Annotated in this window: 15 protein-coding genes; 11 read left to right on the top strand and 4 right to left on the bottom strand. The window is 69.8% G+C overall.

Going from position 1 to position 17,952, the window contains the following annotated elements; all coding sequences use genetic code 11:
* The first annotated feature begins 148 nt into the window (after positions 1-148).
* The 8 genes from tkt (at position 149) to ACWD5F_RS23290 (ending at position 10,556) form a co-directional block, all read left to right on the top strand.
* Complete coding sequence (tkt, locus tag ACWD5F_RS23325; RefSeq protein ID WP_451257555.1) at positions 149-2,224, top strand: transketolase; 2,076 nt, start codon at positions 149-151, stop codon at positions 2,222-2,224.
* Between the two features lie 19 nt (positions 2,225-2,243).
* Complete coding sequence (gene tal / locus ACWD5F_RS23320) at positions 2,244-3,389, top strand: transaldolase (protein ID WP_451256930.1); 1,146 nt, start codon at positions 2,244-2,246, stop codon at positions 3,387-3,389.
* Entirely contained in the window at positions 3,386-4,927 is a 1,542-nt protein-coding gene (gene zwf / locus ACWD5F_RS23315; RefSeq protein ID WP_401712614.1) for a glucose-6-phosphate dehydrogenase, read from the top strand. Before tal ends, zwf begins: the two co-directional genes overlap by 4 nt.
* A complete protein-coding gene (gene opcA / locus ACWD5F_RS23310; protein WP_401712617.1) occupies positions 4,924-5,859 on the top strand; it encodes a glucose-6-phosphate dehydrogenase assembly protein OpcA in 936 nt (311 codons plus the stop codon). Before zwf ends, opcA begins: the two co-directional genes overlap by 4 nt.
* Positions 5,852-7,498 (top strand): glucose-6-phosphate isomerase, encoded by a 1,647-nt coding sequence (gene pgi / locus ACWD5F_RS23305; protein WP_451256928.1) that lies wholly within the window; start codon positions 5,852-5,854, stop codon positions 7,496-7,498. Before opcA ends, pgi begins: the two co-directional genes overlap by 8 nt.
* 1 nt (position 7,499) lies before the next feature.
* The gene (gene gnd, locus ACWD5F_RS23300) at positions 7,500-8,375 is read left to right on the top strand and encodes a phosphogluconate dehydrogenase (NAD(+)-dependent, decarboxylating) (RefSeq protein WP_451256926.1); all 876 of its coding nucleotides are present in this window, start codon (positions 7,500-7,502) and stop codon (positions 8,373-8,375) included.
* A 7-nt stretch (positions 8,376-8,382) separates the two neighbouring features.
* Complete coding sequence (locus ACWD5F_RS23295; protein WP_451256924.1) at positions 8,383-8,970, top strand: histidine phosphatase family protein; 588 nt, start codon at positions 8,383-8,385, stop codon at positions 8,968-8,970.
* A gap of 122 nt (positions 8,971-9,092) precedes the next feature.
* Positions 9,093-10,556, top strand: a complete 1,464-nt coding sequence (locus ACWD5F_RS23290) for a membrane-associated oxidoreductase (protein ID WP_451256922.1) — start codon at positions 9,093-9,095, stop codon at positions 10,554-10,556.
* Here the strand turns inward: ACWD5F_RS23290 and ACWD5F_RS23285 are convergent.
* Positions 10,543-12,339 carry a bifunctional sugar phosphate isomerase/epimerase/4-hydroxyphenylpyruvate dioxygenase family protein gene (locus tag ACWD5F_RS23285; RefSeq protein ID WP_451256921.1) on the bottom strand — a complete coding sequence of 599 codons (1,797 nt, stop codon included), beginning with the start codon at positions 12,337-12,339 and terminating at the stop codon, positions 10,543-10,545. The genes ACWD5F_RS23290 and ACWD5F_RS23285 overlap by 14 nt on opposite strands.
* Positions 12,340-12,411: 72 nt before the next feature.
* Complete coding sequence (locus tag ACWD5F_RS23280; protein WP_451256919.1) at positions 12,412-13,284, bottom strand: shikimate dehydrogenase; 873 nt, start codon at positions 13,282-13,284, stop codon at positions 12,412-12,414.
* Between the two features lie 165 nt (positions 13,285-13,449).
* Between ACWD5F_RS23280 and ACWD5F_RS23275 the strand changes: the two genes are divergently transcribed.
* The gene (locus ACWD5F_RS23275) at positions 13,450-14,115 is read left to right on the top strand and encodes a TetR family transcriptional regulator (RefSeq protein ID WP_451256917.1); all 666 of its coding nucleotides are present in this window, start codon (positions 13,450-13,452) and stop codon (positions 14,113-14,115) included.
* 170 nt (positions 14,116-14,285) lie between these two features.
* Complete coding sequence (locus tag ACWD5F_RS23270) at positions 14,286-15,626, top strand: MFS transporter (protein WP_451256915.1); 1,341 nt, start codon at positions 14,286-14,288, stop codon at positions 15,624-15,626.
* 126 nt (positions 15,627-15,752) lie between these two features.
* Here ACWD5F_RS23270 and ACWD5F_RS23265 read toward each other — a convergent pair whose 3' ends face one another.
* A complete protein-coding gene (locus ACWD5F_RS23265; RefSeq protein WP_451256913.1) occupies positions 15,753-16,361 on the bottom strand; it encodes a TetR/AcrR family transcriptional regulator in 609 nt (202 codons plus the stop codon).
* Positions 16,362-16,462: 101 nt separating this feature from the next.
* Here ACWD5F_RS23265 and ACWD5F_RS23260 point away from each other — a divergent pair, with 101 nt between their 5' ends.
* Positions 16,463-17,434, top strand: coding sequence for an NAD(P)-dependent oxidoreductase (locus ACWD5F_RS23260; protein WP_451256911.1), 972 nt, complete (start codon positions 16,463-16,465; stop codon positions 17,432-17,434).
* An 11-nt stretch (positions 17,435-17,445) separates the two neighbouring features.
* On the opposite strand, the gene ACWD5F_RS23255 is transcribed toward ACWD5F_RS23260, so the two are convergent.
* A complete protein-coding gene (locus ACWD5F_RS23255; RefSeq protein ID WP_451256909.1) occupies positions 17,446-17,898 on the bottom strand; it encodes a PPOX class F420-dependent oxidoreductase in 453 nt (150 codons plus the stop codon).
* Positions 17,899-17,952: the final 54 nt, after the last annotated feature.

Genomic DNA, 17,952 nt, shown 5'->3' with positions numbered 1-17,952 from the left:
TCGTGCCGCCTCGATCGCGCTGTCCGTGTCCCACTTTCACCACAGGCTGACACACAGGGACCTTCCCTCTAAAAAGTCAGACTTTTAGTTTTGAACGCGTCAGACCAGCTACCCCGCTCCGATCGAGGACTTCTTGAAGATGAGCACGATGAGCGCGCAGACACCGGACAGCTTCGAATGGACCGAACTCGACCGGCGTGCCGTCGACACGGCCCGGGTCCTGGCGGCCGATGCCGTGCAGAAGGTGGGCAACGGGCACCCGGGCACCGCGATGAGCCTGGCCCCTGCCGCCTACACGATCTTTCAGAAGGTGATGCGTCACGACCCGGCGGATCCCGAGTGGACCGGCCGTGACCGCTTCGTCCTCTCCCCCGGCCACACCTCGCTGACCCTCTACACCCAGCTCTTCCTCGCCGGGTACGAGGTCGGTCTCGACGACCTCAAGGCCTTCCGCACGCACGGTTCGAAGACCCCGGGTCACCCGGAGTACGGGCACACCGCCGGCGTCGAGACCACCACGGGCCCGCTCGGCCAGGGCGTCGCCAACGCCGTCGGCATGGCGATGGCCGCCCGCTACGAGCGCGGCCTGTTCGACCCCGAGGCCCCCGAGGGCACCTCCCCCTTCGACCACACCATCTGGGCGATCGTCTCCGACGGCGACCTGGAGGAGGGCGTCTCCGCCGAGGCCTCCTCGATGGCCGGCCACCAGAAGCTCGGCAACCTGGTCTTCCTCTACGACGACAACCACATCTCCATCGAGGGCGACACCGCCACCGCGTTCTCCGAGGACGTGCTGAAGCGCTACGAGGCCTACGGCTGGCACGTCCAGCGGATCGAGCCGGCGCTCGGCGGGGACATCGACCCGGCGGCCCTGTACGCGGCGCTGAAGGCCGCGCAGGCGGAGACCGGGCGGCCCTCGATCATCGCGATGCGCACGATCATCGCCTGGCCCGCCCCGAACGCGCAGAACACCGAGGCCGCCCACGGCTCCGCGCTCGGCGCCGACGAGGTGGCCGCGACCAAGCGGCTGCTGGGCTTCGACCCGGAGCAGTCCTTCGAGGTCGCCGACGACGTCCTCGCCCACACCCGCACCGCCCTGGACCGGGGCGCGGAGGCGCACGCGGCCTGGGACAAGCAGCTCGACAAGTGGCGCGGCGCCGATGCCGAGCGGGCCGCCCTGTTCGACCGGATCGTCGCGGGGCAGCTGCCCGAGGGCTGGCAGGACGTCCTGCCGGTCTTCGAGGAGGGCGCCTCCGTCGCGACCCGGGCCGCCTCCGGCAAGGTGCTCCAGGCGCTCGGCGGGGTGCTGCCCGAGCTGTGGGGCGGCTCCGCCGACCTGGCCGGCTCGAACAACACGACCATCGACAAGACGTCGTCGTTCCTGCCCGAGGGCAACCCGCTGCCCGGCGCCGACCCGTACGGCCGTACGATCCATTTCGGCATCCGCGAGTTCTCCATGGCGGCCGAGATGAACGGCATCGCGCTGCACGGCAACACCCGTATCTACGGCGGCACCTTCCTGGTGTTCTCCGACTACATGCGCAACGCCGTCCGCATGGCCGCGCTGATGCAGCTCCCCGTGACGTACGTCTGGACCCACGACTCCGTCGGTCTCGGCGAGGACGGGCCGACCCACCAGCCGGTCGAGCACCTCGCCTCGCTGCGCGCCATCCCCGGCCTGAACGTGGTCCGGCCCGCCGACGCCAACGAGACCGCGATCGCGTGGGCCGAGATCCTGAAGCGGCACGCCACCGACCCGGCCCCGCACGGCCTCGCCCTCACCCGGCAGGGCGTACCGACCTACGCGCCGGACCCCGACGCGGCCAAGGGCGGTTACGTCCTGCGCGAGTCCTCCAAGGACACCCCCGACGTGATCCTCATCGCCACCGGTTCCGAGGTCCACCTCGCGGTCGAGGCGCGTGAGCGGCTGGAGGCGGAGGGGATCGGCACGCGCGTGGTGTCGATGCCGTCCGTCGAGTGGTTCGAGGAGCAGCCGCGGGAGTACCGCGAGCGGATCCTGCCGTCGGCCGTGAAGGCCCGTGTCGCCGTCGAGGCGGGTGTGGGTCTCACGTGGTACCGGTTCGTAGGTGACGCAGGACGCATCGTCTCCCTCGAGCACTTCGGCGCCTCCGCCGATGCAAAGACCCTTTTCGCCGAGTTCGGTTTCACCCCCGAGAACGTCGCCGCGACCGCCAAGGAATCCCTGGCCGCCGCGCGCGGTTGATCCGTTCGCCAGAAAGAAGATGATCATTGTGACCGATGCAACCGCGTCCGCGGACAACCTCAAGCGCCTGTCCGACGAGGGCGTCTCCATCTGGCTGGACGACCTGTCGCGCAAGCGGATCGAGTCCGGCAACCTGGCCGAACTCGTAGCGAAGCAGCACGTCGTGGGCGTCACCACGAACCCCTCGATCTTCCAGGCCGCGATCGGCACGGGCGAGGGTTACCAGGAGCAGCTCGCCGACCTCGCCGTCCGCGGTGTGACGGTCGACGAGGCCGTACGGATGATGACGACCGCCGACGTGCGCGCCGCCGCCGACGTGCTGCGACCCGTGTACGACGCCACCGGCGGCCGGGACGGTCGGGTCTCCATCGAGGTCGACCCCCGTCTGGCCCACGAGACGGCGCCCACGATCGCCGAGGCCAAGCAGCTGTCCTGGCTGGTCGACCGCCCGAACGTCATGATCAAGATCCCGGCGACCAAGGCGGGCCTCCCGGCGATCACCGAGGTCATCGGCCTCGGGATCAGCGTCAACGTCACGCTGATCTTCTCCCTGGAGCGCTACCGCGAGGTCATGGACGCCTACCTGGCAGGTCTGGAGAAGGCCGCCGCGAAGGGCCTGGACCTCTCCACGATCCACTCCGTGGCCTCCTTCTTCGTCTCCCGCGTCGACTCCGAGATCGACAAGCGCCTGACCGTCCTGGGCACCGACGAGGCCCTCGCCCTCAAGGGCCGGGCGGCACTGGCCAACGCGCGCCTCGCCTACGAGGCGTACGAAGATGTATTCCAGGGCGGTCGCTGGACCGCTCTCGCCGGCGCGAGGGCCAACAAGCAGCGTCCGCTGTGGGCCTCGACCGGGGTGAAGGACCCGGCGTACAAGGACACCCTGTACGTGGACGAGCTGGTCGCGCCGGGCACCGTCAACACGATGCCGGAGGGCACCTTGAAGGCGACGGCGGACCACGGTGTGATCACCGGTGACACGGTCACCGGCGGCTACGCCCAGGCACGCGCCGAACTCGCGGCCGTCGAGCGGCTCGGGATCTCGTACGAGGAGGTCGTCAAGCAGCTGGAGGACGAGGGCGTGGCCAAGTTCGAGGCGGCCTGGCAGGACCTGCTGGACGCCGTGACGAAGTCCCTGAACAGCGAAGGGGTCGACGGAGAATGACCGAGAGTCCCGCCATCGACTGGGCGAACCCGTTGCGCGACGCGCGCGACCGGCGGCTGCCCACCATCGCCGGCCCGTCCGGCCTTGTCATCTTCGGCGTCACCGGCGACCTGTCCCGCAAGAAGCTGATGCCGGCCGTCTACGACCTCGCCAACCGCGGCATGCTGCCGCCGGGCTTCTCGCTCGTCGGGTTCGCCCGCCGGGACTGGGAGGACGAGGACTTCGCGCAGATCGTGCACGACTCCGTGCGCGAGCACTCCCGCACCCCGTTCCGCGAGGAGGTGTGGCAGCAGCTCGCCGAGGGGATGCGGTTCATCCCGGGCGACTTCGACGACGACACGGCGTTCAAGCAGCTCAAGTCGGCCGTCGAGGAACTGGACGCCTCCCGGGGCACCGGGGGCAACTTCGCCTTCTACCTCTCCGTACCGCCGAAGTTCTTCCCCAAGGTCGTCAAGCAGCTCAAGAAGCACGGTCTGGCGAACGCGCCCGAGGGGTCCTGGCGGCGCGCGGTCATCGAGAAGCCGTTCGGCCGCGACCTGGCGAGCGCGCGGGAGCTGAACGCGCTCGTGCACGACGTGTTCGAGCCGGACCAGGTGTTCCGCATCGACCACTACCTGGGCAAGGAGACGGTCCAGAACATCCTGGCGCTGCGCTTCGCCAACCAGATGTACGAGCCAATCTGGAACCGTTCGTACGTCGACCACGTGCAGATCACGATGGCCGAGGACATCGGCATCGGCGGCCGGGCCGGCTACTACGACGGCATCGGCGCCGCCCGTGACGTCATCCAGAACCACCTGCTCCAGCTCATGGCGCTCACCGCCATGGAGGAGCCCATCGCCTTCGACGCCGAGTCGCTGCTCACCGAGAAGCTCAAGGTGCTCAAGCAGGTGCGGCTGCCGGAGAACCTGGGCGAGCACACCGTGCTGGCGCAGTACGCGACCGGCTGGCAGGGCGGCGAGAAGGTGGCCGGCTACCTCCAGGAGGAGGGCACCGACCCCAAGTCGAAGACCGACACCTACGCGGCCGTGAAGCTGGAGGTGGACAACCGCCGCTGGGCGGGCATCCCCTTCTACCTGCGCACCGGCAAGCGCCTGGGCCGCCGGGTCACCGAGATCGCGGTCGTCTTCAAGGTGGCCCCGCACTCCCCCTTCGACTCCACGGCCACCGAGGAACTGGGCGCGAACGCCATCGTGATCCGCGTCCAGCCGGACGAGGGCATGACGGTCCGGTTCGGTTCCAAGGTGCCGGGTACCTCGATGGAGATCCGGGACGTGTCGATGGACTTCGCGTACGGCGAGTCCTTCACGGAGTCCAGCCCGGAGGCGTACGAGCGGCTCATCCTTGACGTGCTGCTGGGTGACGCCAACCTGTTCCCGCGTCCCCAGGAAGTGGAAGAGTCCTGGAAGATCCTCGACCCGATCGAGGAGTACTGGGCGAAGCAGGGTAAACCCGCTCAGTACCCCTCGGGCAGCTGGGGGCCGAAGGAAGCCGACGAGATGCTCGCACGAGACGGACGGAGCTGGCGCAGGCCATGAAGATCGACCTGACCGACACCACGGCAAGCAAGATCAACAAGGCGTTGGTGCAGGGTCGCCGCGCCATCGGCACCCCTGCCGTGGGCATGGTCCTGACGATGGTCATCGTCACGGACGAGGAGAACGCCTACGACGCGATCAAGGCGGCCGAGGAGGCCTCGCACGAGCACCCCTCGCGCACCCTGGTCGTCATCAAGCGGCTCGCCCGCTCGCCCCGCGACCGTACGACGTCCCGCCTGGACGCCGAGGTCCGGGTGGGCGCCGACGCCGGCACCGGCGAGACGGTCGTGCTGCGCACCTACGGCGAGGTGTCCGACCACGCCGACTCGGTCGTCCTGCCGCTGCTGCTGCCGGACGCCCCGGTGGTCGTGTGGTGGCCGGCGGACGCGCCCGAGGTGCCCGCCAAGGACCCGCTGGGCGCCCTCGCCCAGCGCCGGATCACCGACCTGTACGCGGTCGAGCGGCCGCTGGAGGCGCTGGCCGGCCGGGCCCGCGCCTACACGCCCGGCGACACGGACCTGGCCTGGACCCGGCTGACGCCGTGGCGCTCGATGCTGGCGGCTGCCCTGGACCAGGCCCGGATGCCGATCATCTCGGCGGCCGTGGAGAGCGAGGCGGACAACCCGGCGGCCGAGCTGCTCGCCCGGTGGCTGGAGGCCCGCCTGAAGGTGTCCGTCGACCGGGTCGAGAGCGCGGGCCCGGTGGTCACGGCCGTGCGTCTGGGCACCACGAGCGGCGAGATCGTCATCGACCGACCCGAGGGCCCGCTGGCCACGCTGACCCTGCCGGACCAGCCGCCGCGCACCCTCGCCCTGAAGGTACGCCCCACCTCCGAACTCATCGCCGAGGAGCTCAGGCGCCTCGACGCCGACGAGATGTACGCCATCGCCCTGCGGGGCGAGGCCACCAAGGAGACCCCCTCTCATGTCTGACTCCCCGACGCTGGACCGGCGCCCCGAGTGGGCGGCACTCGAGGACCACCGCGCCCAGGGACAGCCGCAGTTGCGCGAGCTGTTCGCGACGGACCCCGGACGCGCCGAGCGGTACGTCGTGCGCGTGGGCGACCTGCGCATCGACTACTCCAAGCATCTGATCACCGACGAGACGCTGGCCCTGCTCCAGGAACTGGCCACCGCCACCGACGTGTTCGGACGGCGCGACGCCATGTTCCGCGGCGACCACATCAACTCCACCGAGGACCGCGCGGCCCTGCACACCGCGCTGCGCGCCCCGCGCGACGCGGTGATCGAGGTCGACGGCGAGAACGTCGTCCCGGCCGTGCACGCCGTCCTCGACAAGATGAGCGACTTCGCGAACCGCGTCCGCTCCGGCGAGTGGACCGGCCACACCGGCAAGCGCATCAAGAACGTCGTCAACATCGGCATCGGCGGCTCCGACCTCGGCCCCGCGATGGCCTACGAGGCCCTGCGGGCGTTCACCGCACGGGAGTTGACGGTCCGCTTCGTGTCGAACGTGGACGGCGCCGACCTCCACGAGGCCACCCGCGACCTGGACCCGGCGGAGACGCTGTTCATCGTCGCCTCCAAGACCTTCACCACGATCGAGACGATCACCAACGCCACCTCGGCCCGCTCCTGGCTCCTCGCGGGCCTCGGAGGCGACGACAAGGCGGTGGCCAAGCACTTCGTGGCGCTGTCGACGAACGCCGGCAAGGTCACCGAGTTCGGCATCGACCCGGACAACATGTTCGGGTTCTGGGACTGGGTCGGCGGGCGCTACTCGTTCGACTCCGCGATCGGCCTCTCGCTGATGATCGCCGTCGGCCCCGACCGCTTCCTGGAGATGCTCGACGGCTTCCGGATCGTCGACGACCACTTCCGCACCGCGACCGCCGAGTCCAACGCCCCGCTGCTCCTTGGCCTGTTGGGTGTCTGGTACGGCAACTTCCACGACGCCCAGTCGCACGCGGTGCTGCCCTACAGCCACTACCTCTCCAAGTTCACCGCGTACCTCCAGCAGCTCGACATGGAGTCCAACGGCAAGTCGGTGCAGCGCGACGGCCGGCCGGTGGAGTGGCAGACCGGCCCGGTGGTGTGGGGCACGCCCGGGACCAACGGGCAGCACGCGTACTACCAGTTGATCCACCAGGGCACCAAGCTGATCCCGGCGGACTTCATCGGCTTCGCCCGGCCCGTGGCCGAGCTGAGCGACGAACTCAAGGCGCAGCACGACCTGTTGATGGCGAACTTCTTCGCCCAGACCCAGGCGCTCGCCTTCGGCAAGACCGCCGAGGAGGTCCGCGCGGAGGGCGTGCCCGAGGCGCAGGTCGCGCACCGCACCTTCAAGGGCAACCACCCCACGACCACGATCCTGGCCCGCGAGCTGACCCCGTCGGTGCTCGGCCAGCTGATCGCCCTCTACGAGCACAAGGTGTTCGTGCAGGGCGCCGTGTGGAACATCAACTCCTTCGACCAGTGGGGCGTGGAGCTCGGCAAGGTGCTCGCCAAGCGCGTCGAACCCGCCCTGACCGAAGGCGCGGACGTCCCCGGCCTCGACCCCTCCACCACCGCACTCGTGGCCGCCTACCGCGACCTGAAGGAAGTGAACTGACATGCAGCTCGGCTTGATCGGACTCGGCAAAATGGGCGGCAACATGCGCGAGCGCATCCGCCGCGCGGGCCACACCGTCGTCGGCTACGACCGCAACCCCGAGGTCTCCGACGTCAGCAGTCTCACCGAACTGGTCGAGAAGCTCGAAGCGCCCCGCACCATCTGGGTGATGGTCCCGGCCGGCGCGGCCACCCAGTCGGTGGTCGACGAGCTCGGCGGTCTGCTGGAGGCCGGTGACGTCGTCGTGGACGGCGGCAACTCCCGCTGGACGGACGACGAGCAGCACGCGAAGGAGCTGGCGACCAAGGGCATCGGCTTCGTCGACGCCGGTGTCTCCGGCGGCGTGTGGGGCCTGGAGAACGGCTACGCCCTGATGGTCGGCGGCGACAAGGAGCACGTCGAGCGGCTCCAGCCGATCTTCGAGGCGCTCAAGCCGGAGGGCCCGTACGGCTATGTCCACGCGGGCAAGGTCGGTGCCGGGCACTTCTCCAAGATGGTCCACAACGGCATCGAGTACGCCATGATGCAGGCCTACGCCGAGGGCTGGGAGCTGCTGGAGAAGGTCGACTCGGTGGACAACGTCCGCGAGGTGTACCGCTCCTGGCAGGACGGCACGGTGATCCGTTCCTGGCTGCTGGACCTCGCGGTCAACGCCCTGGACGACGACGAGCACCTCGACAAGCTCAAGGGCTTCGCGCAGGACTCCGGCGAGGGCCGCTGGACCGTCGAGGCGGCCGTCGACCACGCCGTGCCGCTGCCCGCGATCACGGCCTCGCTCTTCGCGCGGTTCGCGTCCCGCCAGGACGACTCGCCGCAGATGAAGATGATCGCCGCCCTGCGCAACCAGTTCGGCGGTCACGCCGTCGAGTCGAAGTAGGCCCGCCGTGGGGGACCTGTTCCTGGTCCGCCACGGCGAGACGGAGTGGAGCGTGTCGGGCCAGCACACCAGCTGGACCGACCTGCCCCTCACCCAGCACGGTGAGGAGCAGGCCAAGGCGCTCGCTCCCCTCCTCTCCCGGCGGTCCTTCGCTCTCGCCCTGACCAGCCCGCTAGGCCGCGCGATACGCACCGCCGAACTCGCGGGCCTGACCGGGTCCGTACCGGATCCCGACCTGCACGAGTGGGACTACGGCGCCTACGAGGGCGTCACCACCGTCGACATCCACCGCGCCCGCCCCGGCTGGGACCTGTGGCTGGACGGCGTCCCGCCGGGCCCCGAGGGCCACCCCGGCGAGTCCCCGGCCGAGGTCGGCGCCCGCGCCGACCGGGTCCTGTCCCGTGTGGACCCCGCCCTCGCCGGCGGCGACGTGATCCTTGTCGCGCACGCCCACTTCCTGCGCGTCCTGACGGCCCGCCGCCTGGGCCTGCCGCCCGCGGAGGGCCGGCTGTTCCAGCTGTCGACGGGCACGGTCAGCCGCCTGTCGACCGAGCACGACCGCCCGGTCATCGCGGAGTGGAACGCCAGGGCGTAGGCATTGCGCCGAACAACGGCCCCGGGCTGACGCGTCGGCGTCACCACCGGGGCCGTATGTACAACTGCACGCCCGTAACGGGGTGTTGACAGCTCACGCGGGCCGGGTCAGAGTCACCGCTGATGGAGATCACTGATCTGACACCGGCCGAACTGCGGGTGTGGCGGGCCTTTCCCCGGGGCGAGTCGGTGGACTTCCGGGAGTCGACGGACGAGGACGTGTCGGCGGGAGCCGAGTGGGGACCGGAACGCACGGTCCGCGCCGAGGTGCTCAAGGCACTCCTGCTCAGCGCACCGCAGGAGGAGGGAGAGGTCGCCGCTCTCAGGCTCACGGGCGCACGCGTCACGGGAGTGCTGAACCTCATCTACGCCGTCGTCGAGCACGCCGTCCGACTGAGCCACTGCCACTTCGACGAACCCCTCGACCTCTACGGCTCCCGGCTGCGCCAACTCAATCTCAGGGCGTCCGTCTTCCCGGCACTCGTTCTCGGCAGTTCGCGGATCGAGGGCCCGCTGCGTCTGACCGACTGCCGGGCACGAGGGCTGGTGAAGCTGGGCGGGACCCAGTTCTCGGGCGCAGTCTTTCTGGACGGGGCCGAGATCAGGGCGCCTGAGGCCGGCGACCCGGTGCTCCAACTCAACCAGTCCTCCATCAGCCATGACTTCGTGGCCACGGGGCTGCGCGTGTACGGCGAGACACGGCTCAACGGTGCCTCGGTCGCCGGCAAGGTCGATCTGGAGAACGCCGAGTTCCACAACCCCGGTGGCATCGCCCTCAGCGCGCAGGCGCTCGACGCGAACGCCGACGTCAACGCCCGTCGGCTCCGCGCGCACGGCCAGATCGAGATGCGCGGTGCCCGCATAGCCGGCCGCCTCGACCTGTCCCGCTCACATCTGTCGCACCCCGGCGGCACGGCACTGCGGGCCAGCAGCAGCGTCATCGGGGAGCTATGGCTGTACGGCGGCGATCGCGTCGAGGGAGTCCTCAACCTCCGCCGCGCGCACATCGACGTCCTCAGCTTCGGCCCGGAGGTGCTGCCGACCGAGGTACGTCTCAACAACCTCAGCTTCACCACGCTCACCCCGCACCTGCCCGCCGACCAACGACTGCCGATGCTGGAACGGGACGGCGAAGGCTATGTCCCGTACGCCTACGAGCAGTTGACCGCCGCCTACCGGCGCATCGGTGACGACAGGGCGGCCCGCGAGGTCCAACTCGCCAAACAGCTCCGCTATCGCGCCACGCTCCCCTGGTACGGGCGCACGTGGGGCCACCTCCAGGAAGTCACCGTCGGCTACGGTTTCCGCCCGCTCCGCGCGGCGATCTGGCTGCTCTCCCTGCTCGCCACGGGCTCGATCGCGTACGGCCTGCACAACCCGCCCGCACTGAAGCCGTCCGAGGCCCCGCCCTTCAACGCGGTGTTCTACACCCTCGACCTGCTCCTCCCGGTGATCTCCTTCGGCCAGGAGAGCGCCTTCGCCCCACGCGGCGGCTATCAGGCGCTGGCCTACGTCCTCATCATCACCGGCTGGATCCTCGCCACGACGGTCATCGCGGGCGTGACCAGGAGCGTCAGCCGCCAGTGAGCCGCCGAGCGGCGTGCTGGGCGGCCAGCCGGACCGGCGCGTTCGCCGCGCCGTACCCCCGATAGCCCCCGTCGCGCTGGACGAGCTCGAAGAAGACGCGGCCGACGGTGCGGGTGTAGCAGTGCCTGAACTCCCCGTACGCGTCACGGTCGTAGAGGATCCCGAGCTCCTTGTACGTCGCCAACTCGCCGTCGGCGAAATCGAACCGGGCGGCCAGGTCGTCGTAGTAGTTGGCCGGCATCTCCAGCAGCAGCCCGCCCGCCGCGCGGAACCGGCGTGCCGCGGCGACCACGTCCCGCGTGTCCAGGGCGATGTGCTGGGCGTGGACCGTGTCGTCAGCAGGGGCCGCACCGACGGACAGGGCGATCCGGACGTCACCGTCGCCAGCGGTGACGGCACGGCTGCGCAGCAGCCCGTACGGGTCGGCCACGTCCACGCTCTCCTGGGCGTCCAGACCGAGGACGCCCTGATGGAAAAGCGCGGCCTCGTCGAAGTGGTGCCAGGGCTGGGTGAGGGCGAGGTGGTCGATACGACGGACGTCCGAGGCGGGCGGAGTGTGCTGGAGGTTCTCGAAGTCGGCTCGCCAGTCGGGCAGTTCGGGCCGGCCCGTCGCGCAGAAGAACAACTCCGTCCCGTCGGGAGCGGCGACGGCTTCGAGGGACGCGTCCTCGCGCGCCCGCCGCCGCGGCAGCACCGGCGCCAGCAGCGCCTCGGCACGGCGGGCGGCACCCTCGGGATCCGGCGACTCGAGACCGATCGCGGCGAGACCGGTACCGTCGCGGCGGGCGGCCGGCCCGGTGTTGACCAGCACCCGGGCGTCCCCCTGCTGCCACAGGTCGACCGGCTTGCTCCGGTGCCGCGCGGCGCGCACGAACCCGAGAGCACCGAGAACTGCCGAGACCGGCTCGGCGTCGGCCGTGACCAACTCGGCGAAGGCAATACCCGTGGGGACGACGGGCGCGGGCAACTCCGCCACCCCGACGGCTTCCTGAAGGACGAGCAACGAGCGGTGCGCGTCCACGGCGGTCGGACCGGCCTCGGCCTGACGGAAGACGTCGTTGAAGACCTCGAGGGAGAGTGGACCGCTGTATCCGGCGCGCAGCACATGCCCCACGAGCCCTGCCACATCGAAGCCACCCTGCCCCGGGAAGCAGCGGTAGTGCCGGCTCCACTGGAGCACGTCCATGGCGAGCAACGGAGCATCGGCCAGCTGGAGAAAGAAGATCTTCTCCCCGGGGATGTCCTCGATGCCCTTGGGATCGGAGCCGCGGGAGAGGATGTGAAAACTGTCGAGACAGGTACCGAGGGCCGGGTGCCCGGCGGCCTCGACTACCTGCCAGGCATGGTCATACGTACTGATGTGCCGCCCCCAGGCAAGCGCCTCGTAGGCGACGCGGATCCCGAAATCCTGCGCAAGATCAGCGAGTTGACTCAACTGCTCGGCGGCCAGGTCGTCATCGTCCACCGCGAGCGGGGACACGCTGGAACAGACAAGAACGGTGTCAGCACCGAGCCGCCGCATCACCTCGAACTTGTGCCGGGCGCGCCGCAGATTCCGCGCGAACTCCTCGCGGGGGACGGCTTCGATGTCCCGCATGGGCTGATAGAGGTCGATGGAGAGCCCGAGGTCCGAGCAACGTCCCCTGATTTCCTCGGGCGTGAGTGGACTGGCAAGCAAGTCGTTCTCGAATATCTCGACTCCGTCAAACCCGGCCCGCGAGGCAGCGGCAAGCTTCTCGGTGAGTGAGCCACTAAGAGAGACGGTAGCTACACAGGTACGCACGGCGACTCCTCCTGCCTTTTGCTTTTAGGGGCGCGGGGAACTGCGCGACCAGCCACATCCGGCCGGCACCCGTCAAACAACCTGACCAGCCGAGCTCTCCACCAAAAAGTCCGCAAGCATCCGCCCAACGTCCGGCTCACGCCCCGTAAACAACCGAAACGCATCCACAGCCTGAAACACAGCCATCCCACCCCCATCCAAAACGGCACACCCCACCGCCCTGGCGGCCCGCACCAACTCCGTCTCCAACGGCCGATACACCACCTCGGCAACCCACAACTCCCTGCGGAGCAAATCCGCCGGGAACGGCAACCCAGGATGCGCGGCCATACCGGTCGGCGTCGCATGCACAACCCCATCCGCCCCGGCCAACAACTCACCCAACCGCTCCGGAGAAGCCGCGGCAGCCCGCCCCACCCCGAAATGCCGATTGAGCGCCGCGGCCAAATCCACGGCCCGATCGGCCAACGCGTCCACGACAGTGACCCGCTCCGCGCCAAGGTTGAGCATGGCGTGCGCGACAGCCGCCCCCGCACCCCCCGCACCGAGTTGCACGACCCGCTCCACCGGAACATCGGGCAACCCACGGGCAAACGCCGCAGCGAACCCCGTGACGTCGGTGTTGTACCCAACGGCACAACCATCCTCGAAAACCACGGAGTTCACCGCCCCGAGCGCCGAAGCCTGCGGAGCAAGCGCGTCCAGGTGCTCGATGACGAGCTGCTTGCACGGGTGGGTGACATTGAGCCCGTCGAAGCCCAGGTCCCGCGCGGCCCGCACCAGGTCGCCGACGGCCTCCGGCCGCAGGCCCAGCTCGTCGATGTCGATGCGCCGGTACAGGTAGCGCAGGCCCTGCCGGTCCGCCTCCCGCTCGTGCAGCGCCGGGCTGAGCGACGGCCCGATGCCGGCGCCGATCAGTCCGACGAGAAACGAGTCCTTGGCCACGCGGACCTCCTGAGCCGATCACTAATGTACGAACCAGTACGTTAGCTATATCAGCCGCGCCGCCCCTCAGGGAAGGCCCGGGACCGCCACGACCCCCGCCTTCCGCAATCTCCCGCCTAGAATCTGGCGCAGCGGCCGCACTCCCGAAGGAACCCAAGGAACCCGATGACCAGCGTCGACGAACCGGCACGACCCAACGGACGGATCCGCGACGCGGTCCGCACCCAGGCCGAGATCCTCGACGTGGCGACCCAGGAGTTCGCGCGGGCCGGCTACGACGGCGCTCGCGTCGACGAGATCGCGGCCCGCACCCGCACCACGAAGCGGATGATCTACTACTACTTCGGTGGCAAGGAGCAGCTCTTCACGGCCGTCCTGGAGCGGGCGTACACCGTGATCCGCGAGGCCGAACAGGGGCTGGACGTCGAGCATCTCGACCCGGTCGCGGCCATCCGCAAGCTCGCCGAGGTCACCTTCGACCACCACGAACAGCACCCGGACTTCATCCGCCTGGTCAGCATCGAGAACATCCACGGGGCCGAACACATCGCCGCCTCCGAGAAGTTGGGCAAGATCGGCTCCCCCGCGCTCGACGTGATCCGCCGCATCCTGGCCACCGGGCAGGAATCGGGCCTGTTCACGGCCGACGTCGACGCGGTCGACCTGCACGCGATGATCAGTTCGTTCTGCTTCTTCCGGGTCGCCAACCGGCACACGTTCGGCGCCCTGTTCGGCCGCGACCTCACCGACCCGGACCGGCGCGAGCACTACCGCGCCATGCTCGGCGACATGGTGATCGCCTACCTGACGGTGGAGCGCACCGCCGACTGAATCGGCGACGCGCGACCTCTTGACACCCGGGAAACGCGAGCGCAACATCCCTACCCACCGAGACTAACTATCCAGTGGGTTAATTAACCGATCCACGCTCGAGTACCTCGGCCCCGTCCCTCTCCTCCCCGCTCACTCCTCTACCTTGGAGTTCCCCGAAGGAGCACGCCGTGTCCGTCCCCGCCGAAGCCGTCGGGCAACCGAACAAGGCGGCCGCCGCCGCCTGGATCGGCAGCGCCCTGGAGTACTACGACTTCTTCATCTACGGCAGCGCCGCAGCCCTGATCTTCCCCAAGGTCTTCTTCGACGAGTCCGACCCGGCCACCGCGACCCTGCTGTCGCTGGCCACGTTCGGTGTGGCGTACGCGGCCAGGCCGGTCGGCGCGCTCTTCCTCGGTCACTTCGGCGACCGCGTGGGCCGCAAGAAGATCATGGTCTTCACGCTGATCCTGATGGGCGTGTCGACGTTCCTGATCGGCTGTCTGCCCAGCCGTCACCAGGTCGGCACCCTCGCCCCCGTCCTCCTGGTCGCCTGCCGTGTTCTCCAGGGCATCTCGGCGGCGGGCGAGCAGGCCAGCGCCAACTCGATGACCCTCGAACACGCGCCACCGCACCGGCGCGGCTTCTTCACCAGCTTCACGCTCGGCGGCACGCAGGGCGGACAGCTGCTGGCCACGCTGGTCTTCATCCCGATCGCCTCGCTGCCCGAGGACCAACTGCTGTCCTGGGGCTGGCGGGTGCCGTTCTGGCTGAGCATCGTGGTCGCCGTCGTCGGCTACGTCATCCGCCGCCGGCTGGAGGAGACGCCCGCCTTCGCCCGCCAGGTGGCCACGGACGGTGTGGTGAAGCTGCCGCTGATGGTGCTGCTGCGCGAGCACTGGGCGGATGTGCTGCGGGTGATCGGGGGCGCGCTGATCGCCTCGGTCTCCACGATCTTCACGGTGTGGGCGCTGGCGTACGCGACCAGCGACGCGGTCGGCATGTCCCGTACCTCGATGCTCTGGGTCGGCGCCCTCGCCAACCTCGTCGCGCTCGCCGCGATCCCGCTGTGGGCCACGCTCTCGGACCGCGTCGGCCGTCGCCCGGTCTTCCTGATCGGCGCCGTGGGCAGCGCGATCATGATGTTCCTCTACCTCTGGGCCATCTCCACCGGCTCCTACCCCCTGATCATGCTCCTCGGCATCATCACCTTCGGTGTCGTCTACAGCGCCGCGAACGGCGTGTGGCCCTCCTTCTACGGCGAGATGTTCTCGACCCGGGTCCGGCTGTCCGGCATGGCGATCGGCACGCAGATCGGATTCGCGGTGGCCGGCTTCGCGGTCACGTTCGCCGCGCAGATCGCGGGCCCGGACGGCACCGACTGGTCCTCGGTGGCCCTGTTCACCGCGGCCCTGTGCGTCCCCCCGGTCATCGCCGCCATCTCCGCCCGCGAGACCTGCAAGGTACCGACCGAACAACTCGGCGAGCGGACACCCGCGCGGGCGTCACAGCCGGAGAAGGTGACTGCTTGATCGCCGCCGGCTGGAGATGACCTGATCTCCGCCGGCTGGTGAGGGGGTGATCCCCGCTGTCTGTCGTTGCCCGATCGCGGGAAGGTTCCCGCGATCGGGCAGCAGGTCAGCTGGCGAAGAGCCCGCTCAAGAACGCGCCGCTCCCGTCGCCGCCGCGTCCAGCATCGGCGCGAGTTCCCGGGCCACGGTCGTCAGCGCTCGGGTGTCGTGCTCGGCGCGGGCGATCAGGAGGGCGCCCTCCAGGGTGCTGATCATGAGGGTGGCGAGGGGCTCGGCACGGTCGGTCGGTACGCCCATGTCCGTCAGGGCGCCGGCCACCGGACCGGTCCAGGTGGCGAAGGCGCCGGCCGCGGCCTCGCGGGTCGACTCGGTGGAGTCGGCGCAGTCGACCGTCGCGGCGGCGACCGGGCAGCCGGCGAGGCGGCCTGCCGTCTCGTACTCGCCGGTCCACTGGCCCACCATCGCCGCGAACAGTCCGCCGGGCGTCGGCTCGGGCATCCCCGCCATGAAGCGGGCCACGCGCCGGCCCGCGTACCGGCCCGCCCAGGCCACCGCCTCGTTGACCAGCTGTTCCTTGCCGCCCGGGAAGTAGTGCTGGAGCGAACCGCGTGGCGCCCCTGCGTGGACGGCGACGTCCCGCATGCCGGTCGCGCCGACGCCCTGCCGCCGGATGAGCTGGGCCGCGCTGAAGACCATCCGCTCACGCGGACCCCGTTCGGACCCCGACTTCGGCATGGCCGACCTCCTTCGTTCCACGACCACTCTATGACCGTCGTCATAGCGAGGGCTACTATGACGAGCGTCATGAGTGGTGGCTCCGGGACAGGTGGTGGATCGTGCACAGCGACCAGGTCGACCATGGCGACGACGCCTACGACGGCGACGGCGACGGTCTTGGCCGTCCGGTCCGCGTCGGCTTCCTCGGCCTCGGCGTCATGGGTCAGCCCATGGCACTGCGCCTGGCCCGCGCCGGCACGCCCCTCACCGTCTGGAACCGCACGGTCGCCCGCACCGAACCGTTGCGCGCGGCCGGCGCCTCCGTGGCGGCCGACCCCGCCGAGGTGTTCGCGCGGGCGGACGTCGTGATCGTGATGCTGGCCGACGAGTTCGCGATCGACGCCGTCCTCGGTCGCGGCGCCCCGGAATTCGCGGCGCGCGTCGCCGGGCGCGTGGTCGTCCACATGGGCACGACCTCGCCGGAGTACTCGCAGGCATTGGAGGCCGATATCCGCGCGGCGGACGGGAGTTACGTCGAGGCGCCCGTCTCCGGCTCCCGAGTCCCGGCGGAGAACGGGCAGTTGGTCGCGATGCTGGCCGGGGAGGAGTCCGCCGTGCAGATCGTACGGCCGCTGCTCGCCCCCATGTGTCACGGCACCTTCGTCTGCGGCCCCGCGCCCAACGCCCTGCTGATGAAGCTCGCGGTGAACCTGTTCCTGATCACCCAGGTCACCGGACTCACCGAGGCCTTCCACTTCGCCGAACGCCAGGGCCTGGACCGCCGGTTGTTCCTGGACGTCCTGGACGCGGGTCCGATGGCCAGTGCCGTCTCCCGGATGAAGGCGTCCAAGCTCCTGGAGCGCGACTTCGCCGTGCAGGCGGCGGCCTCGGACGTCCTGACGAACAACCGGCTCATCGCCGAGGCCGCACGCAAGACAGGGTTGGCCTCGCCGCTGCTCGACGTCTGCCACGCGCTCTTCGGGGAGACGGTGTCGCTCGGGTACGGCGGCGAGGACATGGTGGCGGTCCTGCGCGCGATCGAAGCCCGCACGCAGGAAGGGTCGCAGATGCAGACACCCTCGCCGTACTAGTCGCCGAGTCGTCAGCCCCGGTTGGCGCCCGCCGGGATCCCGTACGCCCGCTCCACCTTCACCCGCAGCACCAGCCGCCGGTCACGGACCATCGCGGCCCGGTAGTCGTCCCAGTCCGGGTGTTCGCCGAGGACGTCCCGGTAGAGGCGGATCAGTTCCTCGACGGTGTCGTCGTGCGGGTCCTTGGCGACGGGGGTGAGTTCCGCGGTGCCCTCGACGACGGTGTAGGCCCGATGGTCGGGGCTGGAGACGTGGTACGACACCCGCGGGTCCCGGCGCGCATTGCTGGTCTTGGCGCGGCCGTCCGTGACCGAGATCCGGACGATCCGCTCGTCCGGGTAGTAGTGGTGGCTGACGTTCGACAACTGGGGCCGGCCGTCGCGCTTGAGGGTGACCAGCACCCCGCCGCGGCCGTCGGAGAGCAGTTCGAGCAGCGCGTCCTGAGCCGATGTGTCCTGAGTCATATCCCGGTCAACTCGCGCCATGGGTCTCCACATTCCCGAACCAAGGCTCACACC

The organism is Streptomyces sp. NPDC002499, from assembly GCF_053595415.1.
Note: the sequence above shows the minus strand (reverse complement) of the source record. Positions and strands in the feature narration are given on the sequence as shown.

What these genes read in the sequence shown, in the direction of transcription:
- tkt (WP_451257555.1), top strand. Translation starts at nt 149, where the DNA reads ATGAGCGCGCAGACACCGGACAGCTTCGAATGGACCGAACTCGACCGG.
- tal (WP_451256930.1), top strand. Translation starts at nt 2,244, where the DNA reads ATGATCATTGTGACCGATGCAACCGCGTCCGCGGACAACCTCAAGCGC.
- zwf (WP_401712614.1), top strand. Translation starts at nt 3,386, where the DNA reads ATGACCGAGAGTCCCGCCATCGACTGGGCGAACCCGTTGCGCGACGCG.
- opcA (WP_401712617.1), top strand. Translation starts at nt 4,924, where the DNA reads ATGAAGATCGACCTGACCGACACCACGGCAAGCAAGATCAACAAGGCG.
- pgi (WP_451256928.1), top strand. Translation starts at nt 5,852, where the DNA reads ATGTCTGACTCCCCGACGCTGGACCGGCGCCCCGAGTGGGCGGCACTC.
- gnd (WP_451256926.1), top strand. Translation starts at nt 7,500, where the DNA reads ATGCAGCTCGGCTTGATCGGACTCGGCAAAATGGGCGGCAACATGCGC.
- ACWD5F_RS23290 (WP_451256922.1), top strand. Translation starts at nt 9,093, where the DNA reads ATGGAGATCACTGATCTGACACCGGCCGAACTGCGGGTGTGGCGGGCC.
- ACWD5F_RS23275 (WP_451256917.1), top strand. Translation starts at nt 13,450, where the DNA reads ATGACCAGCGTCGACGAACCGGCACGACCCAACGGACGGATCCGCGAC.
- ACWD5F_RS23265 (WP_451256913.1), bottom strand. Translation starts at nt 16,361, where the DNA reads ATGCCGAAGTCGGGGTCCGAACGGGGTCCGCGTGAGCGGATGGTCTTC.
- ACWD5F_RS23255 (WP_451256909.1), bottom strand. Translation starts at nt 17,898, where the DNA reads ATGACTCAGGACACATCGGCTCAGGACGCGCTGCTCGAACTGCTCTCC.